Source organism: Pseudomonas sp. NPDC089554, from assembly GCF_050280645.1.
Lineage (GTDB): Bacteria > Pseudomonadota > Gammaproteobacteria > Pseudomonadales > Pseudomonadaceae > Aquipseudomonas.
Genome location: NZ_JBNNVR010000134.1, coordinates 1 through 10,164, shown reverse-complemented (window position 1 = coordinate 10,164; position 10,164 = coordinate 1). Strand labels below are relative to the sequence as shown.

The following is a 10,164-nucleotide window of genomic DNA, read 5'->3' as shown; positions in this document are numbered from 1 at the left end:
GGTCGTTCAAGGGGTCGACAAGTTCCTCCCCGTGGACGTGTACGTGCCTGGCTGCCCGCCTCGCCCCGAAGCTTTCCTGCAAGGCTTGATGCTGCTGCAGGAGTCGATCGGCCAGGAGCGACGCCCGCTTTCCTGGGTTGTCGGCGATCAAGGCATTTACCGTGCCGAGATGCCCGCCCAGAAAGACCTGCGTCGCGAACAGCGTATCGCGGTAACCAACCTGCGCAGCCCCGACGAAGTCTGATCCAGCGACCTGCCGCCCGCTCCCGGAAGGAGCCGGCGGCCTGGCTTCATTCTCTACGTTGACTCAAAGCGACCGAGACCATGACAGCGGACACCGCTATTTATATTCCGCCTTACAAGGCTGACGACCAAGATGTGGTCGTCGAACTGCACAACCGTTTTGGCGCCGACGCCTTCGTCGCCCAAGAGACCCGTACCGGCATGCCGGTGCTGTGGGTCAAGCGCCCGCAGCTCAAGGAAGTGCTGAGCTTCCTGCGCAACGTCGCCAAGCCGTACAGCATGCTGTACGACCTGCACGGCGTCGACGAGCGCCTGCGCACCCAGCGCCGCGGCCTGCCAACCGCCGACTTCAGCGTGTTCTACCACCTGCTGTCGGTAGGCCGTAACAGCGACGTGATGATCAAGGTCGCGCTCAGCGAGGGCGACCTGAACTTGCCCTCGGTGACCAGCATCTGGCCGAACGCCAACTGGTACGAGCGTGAAGTCTGGGACATGTTCGGCATCGACTTCGCCGGCCACCCGCACCTGTCGCGTATCCTCATGCCGCCGACCTGGGAAGGTCACCCGCTGCGCAAGGACTTCCCGGCCCGCGCCACCGAGTTCGACCCCTACAGCCTGAACCTCGCCAAGCAGCAGCTGGAAGAGGAATCGGCGCGCTTCAACCCCGAAGCCTGGGGCATGAAACGCCAGGGCGCCAACGAGGACTACATGTTCCTCAACCTCGGCCCCAACCACCCGTCCGCCCACGGCGCCTTCCGTATCGTCCTGCAGCTGGACGGCGAAGAGATCGTCGACTGCGTCCCGGACATCGGCTACCACCACCGGGGTGCCGAGAAAATGGCCGAGCGCCAGTCCTGGCACAGCTTCATCCCCTACACCGACCGTATCGACTACCTCGGCGGGGTGATGAACAACCTGCCGTACGTATTGGCGGTGGAAAAGCTGGCGGGTATCCAGGTGCCGCAGAAGGTCGACGTGATTCGCATCATGCTCGCCGAATTCTTCCGCATCACCAGCCACCTCTTGTTCCTGGGTACCTACATCCAGGACGTCGGCGCCATGACCCCGGTGTTCTTCACCTTCACCGACCGCCAGCGCGCCTACACCGTGATCGAGGCGATCACCGGTTTCCGCCTGCACCCGGCCTGGTACCGCATCGGTGGCGTCGCCCACGACCTGCCGCGCGGCTGGGACAAACTGGTCAAGGACTTCGTCGAATGGCTGCCCAAGCGCCTCGACGAGTACACCAGGCTGCCCTGCAGAACAGCATCCTCAAGGGCCGTACCATTGGCGTGGCCGCCTACAACACCGAGGAAGCGCTGTCGTGGGGCACCACCGGTGCCGGCCTGCGCTCCACCGGTTGCGATTTCGACCTGCGTAAAGCCCGCCCCTACTCCGGCTACGAGAACTTCGAGTTCGAAGTACCGCTGGCCCACAACGGCGATGCCTATGACCGCTGCATGGTTCGCGTCGAGGAGATGCGCCAGAGTATCCGCATCATCGACCAGTGCCTGCGCAACATGCCGGAAGGCCCGTACAAGGCGGACCACCCGCTGACCACGCCGCCGCCCAAAGAGCGCACCCTGCAGCACATCGAGACCCTGATCACGCACTTCCTGCAAGTCTCGTGGGGCCCGGTCATGCCGGCCAACGAGTCGTTCCAGATGATCGAGGCGACCAAGGGCATCAACAGTTACTACCTGACGAGCGATGGCGGCACCATGAGCTACCGCACCCGGATCCGTACCCCGAGCTACCCGCACCTGCAGCAGATCCCTTCGGTGATCAAAGGCAGCATGGTCGCGGACTTGATCGCGTACCTGGGCAGTATCGACTTCGTTATGGCTGACGTGGACCGCTAAGCATGAACAACACGCTTATCCAAACCGACCGTTTCGCCCTGAGCGAAACCGAGCGCTCGGCCATCGAGCACGAGATGCACCACTACGAGGACCCGCGCGCGGCGTCCATCGAAGCCTTGAAGATCGTCCAGAAGGAACGCGGCTGGGTGCCGGACGGCGCCATCTACGCCATCGGCGAAGTGCTGGGCATTCCGGCCAGCGACGTCGAGGGCGTGGCCACTTTCTATAGCCAGATCTTCCGCCAGCCGGTCGGTCGCCACATCATCCGCGTGTGCGACAGCATGGTCTGCTACATCGGCGGCCATGAGTCGGTGGTCAGCCAGATCCAGAGCGAGCTGGGCATTGGCCTGGGCCAAACCACCGCCGACGGGCGCTTCACCCTGCTGCCCGTGTGCTGCCTGGGTAACTGCGACAAGGCCCCGGCGCTGATGATCGACGATGACACCTTTGGCGACGTGCAGCCCGCTGGCGTCTCCAAGCTGCTGGAGGGTTACGTATGACCATCACTTCCTTCGGCCCGGCCAACCGCATCGCGCGTTCGGCCGAAACCCACCCGCTGACCTGGCGCCTGCGTGACGACGGCGAGCCGGTCTGGCTGGCCGAGTACGAATCCAAGAACGGCTATGCGGCCGCACGCAAGGCGCTGGCAGACATGTCGGCCGACGACATCGTGCAGAGCGTCAAGGACTCCGGCCTCAAGGGCCGCGGCGGTGCGGGCTTCCCCACTGGCGTGAAGTGGGGCCTGATGCCCAAAGACGAATCCATGAACATCCGCTACCTGCTGTGCAACGCGGACGAAATGGAGCCGAATACCTGGAAGGACCGCATGCTGATGGAGCAACAGCCCCATCTGCTGGTCGAGGGCATGCTGATCAGCGCCCGCGCCCTGAAGGCCTACCGTGGCTACATCTTCCTGCGCGGCGAATACACCACCGCCGCGAAGAATCTCAACCGCGCCATCGACGAAGCCAAAGCCGCAGGCCTGCTGGGCAAGAACATCCTGGGCAGCGGTTTCGATTTCGAACTGTTCGTGCACACCGGTGCCGGGCGCTACATCTGCGGTGAAGAAACCGCACTGATCAACTCCCTCGAAGGCCGCCGCGCCAACCCACGTTCCAAGCCGCCCTTCCCTGCCGCCGTCGGCGTGTGGGGCAAGCCGACTTGCGTGAACAACGTCGAGACCCTGTGCAACGTACCGGCCATCGTCGCCAACGGCAACGACTGGTACAAGTCGCTGGCCCGAGAAGGCAGCGAAGACCACGGCACCAAGCTGATGGGCTTCTCCGGCAAGGTGAAGAACCCGGGCCTGTGGGAACTGCCATTCGGCGTCACCGCCCGCGAGCTGTTCGAAGACTACGCCGGCGGCATGCGCGATGGCTTCAAGCTCAAGTGCTGGCAGCCAGGCGGCGCCGGTACCGGTTTCCTGCTGCCAGAACACCTGGATGCGCAAATGTACGCCGGTGGCATCGCCAAGGTCGGCACCCGTATGGGTACTGGCCTGGCCATGGCGGTCGACGACAGCGTCAACATGGTTTCGCTGTTGCGCAACATGGAAGAGTTCTTCGCCCGCGAGTCGTGCGGCTGGTGCACCCCATGCCGTGATGGCCTTCCATGGAGCGTGAAGATGCTGCGCGCCCTGGAGAACGGCCAAGGCCGCGCCGAAGACATCGAGACCCTGCTGGGCCTGGTGAACTTCCTCGGCCCAGGCCGCACCTTCTGTGCTCACGCACCGGGTGCCGTGGAGCCTCTGGGCAGCGCCATCAAGTATTTCCGGTCCGAATTCGAGGCCGGTGTCGCGCCAGCAAGTGCTGCCGACACCCTGCGCCCGAGTTTGGCCAAGCCGATTGTGGTCGGCGCATAACAAGATGAAACGCGGGTGGTCAGTGCCACCCGCCGGCCTTGCAGGCGCACGCACGTTTGACGCGAGCCGCAGGCCCACCGATTTCCATTAGCCACGCCTGCTCACGCGGGCCAACGAAGAACTTTGAACCATGGCCACTATCCACGTAGACGGCAAAGCGCTCGAAGTCAACGGTGCAGACAACCTGTTACAGGCCTGTCTGTCACTCGGCCTCGACATCCCTTATTTCTGCTGGCACCCGGCGCTCGGAAGCGTCGGCGCATGCCGGCAATGTGCGGTCAAGCAGTACACCGACGAGAACGACACCCGTGGTCGTATCGTCATGTCCTGCATGACCCCTGCCTCCGACGGCACCTGGATCTCCATCGACGATGACGAGTCCAAGGCGTTCCGCGCCAGCGTCGTCGAATGGCTGATGACCAACCACCCGCACGACTGCCCAGTGTGCGAGGAAGGCGGTCACTGCCACCTGCAGGACATGACGGTGATGACCGGCCACAACGAGCGCCGCTACCGTTTCACCAAGCGTACCCACCAGAACCAGGACCTCGGCCCGTTCATCGCCCACGAGATGAACCGCTGCATCGCCTGCTATCGCTGCGTGCGCTACTACAAGGACTACGCCGGCGGCACCGACCTGGGCGTCTACGGCGCCCACGACAACGTGTACTTCGGTCGCGTTGAAGACGGTGTGCTGGAGAGCGAGTTCTCCGGCAACCTCACCGAGGTCTGCCCGACCGGTGTGTTCACCGACAAGACCCACTCCGAGCGCTACAACCGCAAGTGGGACATGCAGTTCGCCCCAAGCATCTGCCACGGTTGCTCCAGCGGCTGCAACATCAGCCCCGGTGAGCGCTACGGCGAACTGCGCCGCATCGAGAACCGCTTCAACGGCTCGGTGAACCAGTACTTCCTGTGCGACCGCGGCCGCTTCGGCTATGGCTACGTCAACCGCACCGACCGCCCACGCCAGCCGTTGCTCGCCGATGGCAGCAAGCTGAGCCTGGACGCCGCCCTGGACAAGGCCGCCGACCTGCTGCGCGGCCGTACCATCGTCGGTATCGGTTCGCCACGCGCCAGCCTGGAAAGCAACTACGGCCTGCGCGAGCTGGTCAGCGCCGACTACTTCTATTCGGGTATGGAAGCCGGTGAGCTGTCTCGCGTGCGCCTGGCCCTCAACGTGCTGAACAACAGCCCGCTGCCAGTGCCGACCCTGCGCGACATCGAAGACCACGACGCGGTGTTCGTACTGGGTGAAGACCTCACCCAAACCGCCGCCCGCGTTGCCCTGGCTGTGCGCCAGGCCACCAAGGGCAAGGCCGAAGCCATGGCCGCCGCCATGCGCGTTCAGCCGTGGCTCGACGCTGCCGTGAAGAACATCGGCCAGCACGCGCTGTACCCGCTGTTCATCGCTTCCCTGGCCGAGACCAAGCTGGACGACGTCGCCGAGGAGTGCGTACACGCCGCCCCCGCCGACCTCGCCCGCATCGGCTTCGCCGTCGCCCACGCCATCGACCCGAGCGCCCCAGCCGTCGAAGGCCTGGACGCCGAAGCCAAGGAGCTGGCCCAACGTATTGCCGATGCCCTGGTCGCTGCCCAGCGCCCGCTGGTCGTCGCCGGTACTTCGCTGGCCGACCCTGCGCTGATCGAAGCCGCCGCCAATATCGCCAAGTCCCTGAAGCTGCGCGAGAAGAACGGCTCGCTGAGCCTGGTGGTGCCCGAGGCCAACAGCCTCGGCCTGGCCATGATGGGTGGCGAGTCCGCCGATGCCGCGCTGGACCTGGTCATCAACGGCAAGGCCGATGCCATCGTGGTACTGGAGAACGACCTGTACGCCCGCCTGCCGGCCGCCAAAGTCGACGCTGCACTCGCCGCGGCCAAGGTGGTGATCGTCGCCGACCACTCCAAAACCCCCACCAGCGACCGCGCCCACCTGGTGCTGCCGGCGGCCTCGTTCGCCGAAGGCGATGGCACCCTGGTCAGCCAGGAAGGCCGCGCCCAGCGCTTCTTCCAGGTGTTCGACCCGCAGTACCTGGACAGCAGCATCCAGATCCACGAAGGCTGGCGCTGGATGCACGCCCTGCGTGCCACCCTGCTGAACAAGCCGGTCGACTGGACCCAGCTGGACCACGTCACCGGCGCCTGCGCCGAAGCCGCCCCGCAACTGGCCGGCATCGTCAACGCAGCACCTAGCGCTGCGTTCCGCATCAAGGGCATGAAGCTGGCCCGTGAGCCGCTGCGCTACTCCGGCCGTACCGCCATGCGCGCCAACATCAGCGTGCACGAGCCGCGTACCCCGCAAGACAAGGACACCGCGTTCGCCTTCTCCATGGAAGGCTACTCGGGCGCAGCCGAACCGCGCCAGCAGGTGCCGTTCGCCTGGTCGCCGGGCTGGAACTCGCCGCAGGCCTGGAACAAGTTCCAGGACGAAGTCGGTGGTCACCTGCGTGCAGGCGACCCAGGCGTGCGCCTGATCGAAACCCAGGGCGACAAGCTCGACTGGTTCACTGCCATTCCGGGCGCCTTCAACCCGGCCCGTGGCACCTGGACTGCCGTGCCGTTCTTCCACCTGTTCGGCAGCGAGGAAAGCTCCTCGCGCGCAGCACCGGTGCAAACGCGCATCCCGGCCGCCTACGTGGGCCTGGCCAAGTCCGAAGCCGACCGCCTGGGCGTCAACGACGGTGCCCTGCTCAGCCTGACCGTGGCCGGTGTGTCGCTGCGCCTGCCGCTGCGTATCAATGAGGAACTGGGCGCAGGCCTGGTCGCCCTGCCGAAAGGCCTGGCCGGCATCCCGCCTGCCATCTTCGGTGCCACCGTCGAAGGCCTGCAGGAGGCAGCACAATGAGCTGGTTCACCCCCGAAGTGATCGACGTGATCCTCACCGTGGTCCGGGCCATCGTGGTCCTGCTCGCGGTGGTGGTCTGCGGTGCGCTGCTCAGCTTCGTCGAACGTCGCCTGCTGGGCTGGTGGCAGGACCGCTACGGTCCAAACCGCGTGGGCCCGTTCGGTATGTTCCAGATCGCAGCCGACATGCTGAAGATGTTCTTCAAGGAAGACTGGAACCCACCCTTCGTCGACCGCATGATCTTCACCCTGGCGCCGGTCGTGGCCATGAGTGCCCTGCTGATCGCCTTCGTGGTCATCCCGATCACCCCGCTGTGGGGCGTCGCCGACCTGAACATCGGCCTGCTGTTCTTCTTCGCCATGGCCGGTCTGTCGGTCTACGCCGTGCTGTTCGCTGGCTGGGCGTCGAACAACAAGTACGCCCTGCTCGGCAGCCTGCGGGCCTCGGCGCAGACCGTGTCGTACGAAGTGTTCCTGGGCCTGGCGCTGATGGGCGTGGTGGTGCAGGTGGGCTCGTTCAACATGCGCGACATCGTTGAATACCAGGCCCAGAACCTGTGGTTCATCATTCCGCAGTTCTTCGGCTTCTGCACCTTCTTCATCGCTGGCGTCGCCGTGACCCACCGTCACCCGTTCGACCAGCCGGAAGCGGAACAAGAACTGGCCGACGGCTACCACATCGAATACGCCGGCATGAAATGGGGCATGTTCTTCGTGGGTGAGTACATCGGCATCATCCTGATCTCGGCGCTGCTGGTCACCCTGTTCTTCGGCGGCTGGCACGGTCCGTTCGACCTGCTGCCACAGGTGCCCTTCCTGTGGTTCGCACTGAAGACCGCGTTCTTCATCATGCTGTTCATCCTGCTGCGCGCCTCGATCCCGCGCCCACGCTATGACCAGGTGATGGACTTCAGCTGGAAGTTCTGCCTGCCGCTGACCCTGATCAATTTGCTGGTGACCGCTGCGGTTGTGCTTTACAACATGCCAGCCGTCGCGGCCCAGTGAGGATTTGACCCATGTTCAAATATATCGGCGACATCGTTAAGGGCACCGGCACCCAGCTGCGCAGCCTGGTAATGGTGTTCTCCCACGGGTTCCGCAAGCGCGACACCCTGCAATACCCCGAAGAGCCCGTGTACCTGCCGCCGCGCTACCGCGGCCGCATCGTCCTCACCCGCGACCCCGACGGCGAGGAGCGCTGCGTTGCGTGCAACCTCTGCGCGGTGGCCTGCCCGGTCGGCTGCATCTCGCTGCAGAAGGCAGAGACCGAGGACGGCCGCTGGTACCCGGAGTTCTTCCGCATCAACTTCTCGCGTTGCATTTTCTGCGGCCTGTGTGAAGAAGCGTGCCCGACCACCGCGATCCAGCTGACTCCAGATTTCGAAATGGCCGAGTTCAAGCGTCAGGACCTGGTGTACGAGAAGGAAGACCTCCTGATCTCCGGCCCCGGCAAGAACCCTGACTACAACTTCTACCGTGTTGCGGGTATGGCCATCGCTGGCAAGCCGAAAGGCTCTGCGCAGAACGAAGCCGAGCCGATCAACGTGAAGAGCTTGCTCCCATAAGGACAGAAAGATGGAATTCGCTTTCTACTTCGCATCCGGGATCGCCGTGGTCTCCACCCTTCGGGTGGTGACCGGCACCAACCCCGTGCACGCCTTGCTTTACCTGATCATTTCGCTGATTTCCGTGGCCATGATCTTCTTCGCCCTGGGTGCGCCGTTCGCCGGCGCCCTGGAAGTGATCGCCTACGCTGGCGCCATCATGGTGCTGTTCGTCTTCGTGGTGATGATGCTCAACCTCGGGCCGGCCTCGGTCGCCCAGGAACGTGGCTGGCTCAAGCCAGGCATCTGGGCGGGGCCGGTGATCCTGGCTTCGCTGTTGCTGCTGGAGCTGCTGTACGTGCTGTTCGTCGCCCCGAGCGGCGCTGGCATCAGCGGTACCACCGTAGGCCCCAAGGAAGTAGGTATCAGCCTGTTCGGCCCGTACCTGCTGGTGGTCGAACTGGCGTCGATGCTGCTGCTCGCTGCGGCCGTCACCGCCTTCCACCTGGGCCGCAACGAGGCGAAGGAGTAAATCATGGGTGCTATCCCTCTCGAGCATGGTCTGGCGGTCGCCGGCATCCTGTTCTGCTTAGGTCTGGTTGGCCTGATGGTCCGCCGCAACATCCTCTTCGTGCTCATGAGCCTGGAAGTCATGATGAACGCCTCTGCCCTGGCGTTCGTCGTCGCCGGTGCCCGTTGGGTGCAGCCCGACGGCCAGGTGATGTTCATCCTGGTCATCAGCCTGGCAGCCGCCGAGGCCAGCATTGGCCTGGCGATCCTGCTGCAGCTGTATCGCCGCTTCCACACTCTCGACATCGATGCTGCCAGTGAGATGCGCGGATGAACCTTCTCTTCCTGACTTTCGTCTTCCCCCTGATCGGCTTCCTGCTGCTGTCGTTCTCGCGCGGGCGGTTCTCGGAGAACCTCTCGGCGCTGATCGGCGTGGGCTCGATCGGCCTCTCGGCCGCCACGGCCGCCTATGTCATCTGGCAGTTCAACGTCGCCCCGCCTGAAGGTGGCGCGTACAGCCAACTGCTGTGGCAGTGGATGTCGGTAGACGGCTTCGCGCCGAACTTCACCCTGTACCTGGATGGCCTGTCGGTCACCATGCTTAACTTGCGAGAGCAGGTGCGACTGCCCCAACTGGCCAGTTGCTTTCTGCATACGCAGATTGAACTGGTCGCGCAGCAAGCCGAGCAGTTGCTCATTCAGTTGCTGTGCCGATTTTTCACGAAGTTCATTCGCTTTCATCACATCACCGTCCGCTTAACAAAGGAGGTGGCGAGAGGCAGCTTTGCAGCGGCCAGGGCGAAAGCTTCGCGCGCCAGCTCTTCAGAAACACCCTCGATCTCGTACAGGACTTTGCCTGGCTGGATCTGGGCAACCCAGTACTCCACGGAACCCTTACCTTTACCCATACGAACCTCGAGAGGCTTCTTGGTAACCGGCTTGTCCGGGAATACACGGATCCAGATCTTGCCGCCACGTTTTACGTGACGAGTCAGGGCACGACGTGCCGACTCGATCTGGCGGGCGGTGAGGCGACCGCGAGCAACAGCTTTCAGGGCGAACTCGCCGAAGCTGACCTTGCTACCGCGCAGGGCCAGACCACGGTTGTGGCCAGTCATCTGCTTGCGGAATTTTGTACGCTTTGGTTGCAACATTTGGCGTACCCCTTACTTAGCAGCTTTTTTACGAGGCGCTGGTGCTTGAGGTGCAGGCCTGGCGGGCCACCCGTGCGCCGGTCGTGCCACCGCTCGCCCAGGGGCGCAGCACATATTCACGGGGCAGGCTCATGACCGTAGAGGGC

8 protein-coding genes and 4 pseudogenes are annotated in these 10,164 nt (G+C 64.0%); 10 read left to right on the top strand and 2 right to left on the bottom strand.

Features of this window, described 5'->3' with window-relative positions; translation table 11 throughout:
- From ACQKPE_RS24770 to ACQKPE_RS24725, 10 genes and pseudogenes are all read left to right on the top strand, one after another.
- Positions 1-244 (top strand): annotated as a pseudogene (locus tag ACQKPE_RS24770) (NADH-quinone oxidoreductase subunit B); the annotation flags it as partial.
- Between the two features lie 80 nt (positions 245-324).
- Positions 325-2,105, top strand: a pseudogene (gene nuoC, locus ACQKPE_RS24765) (NADH-quinone oxidoreductase subunit C/D).
- Positions 2,106-2,107: 2 nt separating this feature from the next.
- Complete coding sequence (nuoE, locus tag ACQKPE_RS24760; RefSeq protein WP_045188416.1) at positions 2,108-2,605, top strand: NADH-quinone oxidoreductase subunit NuoE; 498 nt, start codon at positions 2,108-2,110, stop codon at positions 2,603-2,605.
- The gene (gene nuoF, locus ACQKPE_RS24755; RefSeq protein WP_427669295.1) at positions 2,602-3,966 is read left to right on the top strand and encodes an NADH-quinone oxidoreductase subunit NuoF; all 1,365 of its coding nucleotides are present in this window, start codon (positions 2,602-2,604) and stop codon (positions 3,964-3,966) included. Before nuoE ends, nuoF begins: the two co-directional genes overlap by 4 nt.
- A 130-nt stretch (positions 3,967-4,096) precedes the next feature.
- Positions 4,097-6,811, top strand: coding sequence for an NADH-quinone oxidoreductase subunit NuoG (nuoG, locus tag ACQKPE_RS24750; RefSeq protein ID WP_427669294.1), 2,715 nt, complete (start codon positions 4,097-4,099; stop codon positions 6,809-6,811).
- Positions 6,808-7,815, top strand: a complete 1,008-nt coding sequence (gene nuoH / locus ACQKPE_RS24745) for an NADH-quinone oxidoreductase subunit NuoH (protein ID WP_427669293.1) — start codon at positions 6,808-6,810, stop codon at positions 7,813-7,815. The genes nuoG and nuoH overlap by 4 nt, the downstream gene beginning before the upstream one ends.
- An 11-nt stretch (positions 7,816-7,826) precedes the next feature.
- Positions 7,827-8,375 (top strand): NADH-quinone oxidoreductase subunit NuoI, encoded by a 549-nt coding sequence (gene nuoI / locus ACQKPE_RS24740; protein WP_011534620.1) that lies wholly within the window; start codon positions 7,827-7,829, stop codon positions 8,373-8,375.
- A gap of 10 nt (positions 8,376-8,385) precedes the next feature.
- Positions 8,386-8,886, top strand: a complete 501-nt coding sequence (gene nuoJ, locus ACQKPE_RS24735) for an NADH-quinone oxidoreductase subunit J (protein WP_375101739.1) — start codon at positions 8,386-8,388, stop codon at positions 8,884-8,886.
- Positions 8,887-8,889: 3 nt separating this feature from the next.
- Entirely contained in the window at positions 8,890-9,198 is a 309-nt protein-coding gene (nuoK, locus tag ACQKPE_RS24730) for an NADH-quinone oxidoreductase subunit NuoK (RefSeq protein WP_003251446.1), read from the top strand.
- A pseudogene (locus ACQKPE_RS24725) lies at positions 9,195-9,473 on the top strand (NADH-quinone oxidoreductase subunit L); the annotation flags it as partial. The gene nuoK and the pseudogene ACQKPE_RS24725, both read left to right, overlap by 4 nt.
- Here the strand turns inward: ACQKPE_RS24725 and rpmC are convergent.
- Both rpmC and rplP read right to left on the bottom strand, forming a co-directional pair.
- Positions 9,465-9,605 (bottom strand): annotated as a pseudogene (rpmC, locus tag ACQKPE_RS24720) (50S ribosomal protein L29); the annotation flags it as partial. The pseudogenes ACQKPE_RS24725 and rpmC sit on opposite strands and share 9 nt — an antisense overlap.
- Positions 9,605-10,018, bottom strand: coding sequence for a 50S ribosomal protein L16 (gene rplP / locus ACQKPE_RS24715; protein ID WP_009397508.1), 414 nt, complete (start codon positions 10,016-10,018; stop codon positions 9,605-9,607). The pseudogene rpmC and the gene rplP, both read right to left, overlap by 1 nt.
- Positions 10,019-10,164: the final 146 nt, after the last annotated feature.

Bases quoted from the DNA above. Each gene is read 5' to 3' on its own strand.
- nuoE (WP_045188416.1), top strand. From the start codon at position 2,108: ATGAACAACACGCTTATCCAAACCGACCGTTTCGCCCTGAGCGAAACC.
- nuoF (WP_427669295.1), top strand. From the start codon at position 2,602: ATGACCATCACTTCCTTCGGCCCGGCCAACCGCATCGCGCGTTCGGCC.
- nuoG (WP_427669294.1), top strand. From the start codon at position 4,097: ATGGCCACTATCCACGTAGACGGCAAAGCGCTCGAAGTCAACGGTGCA.
- nuoH (WP_427669293.1), top strand. From the start codon at position 6,808: ATGAGCTGGTTCACCCCCGAAGTGATCGACGTGATCCTCACCGTGGTC.
- nuoI (WP_011534620.1), top strand. From the start codon at position 7,827: ATGTTCAAATATATCGGCGACATCGTTAAGGGCACCGGCACCCAGCTG.
- nuoJ (WP_375101739.1), top strand. From the start codon at position 8,386: ATGGAATTCGCTTTCTACTTCGCATCCGGGATCGCCGTGGTCTCCACC.
- nuoK (WP_003251446.1), top strand. From the start codon at position 8,890: ATGGGTGCTATCCCTCTCGAGCATGGTCTGGCGGTCGCCGGCATCCTG.
- rplP (WP_009397508.1), bottom strand. From the start codon at position 10,018: ATGTTGCAACCAAAGCGTACAAAATTCCGCAAGCAGATGACTGGCCAC.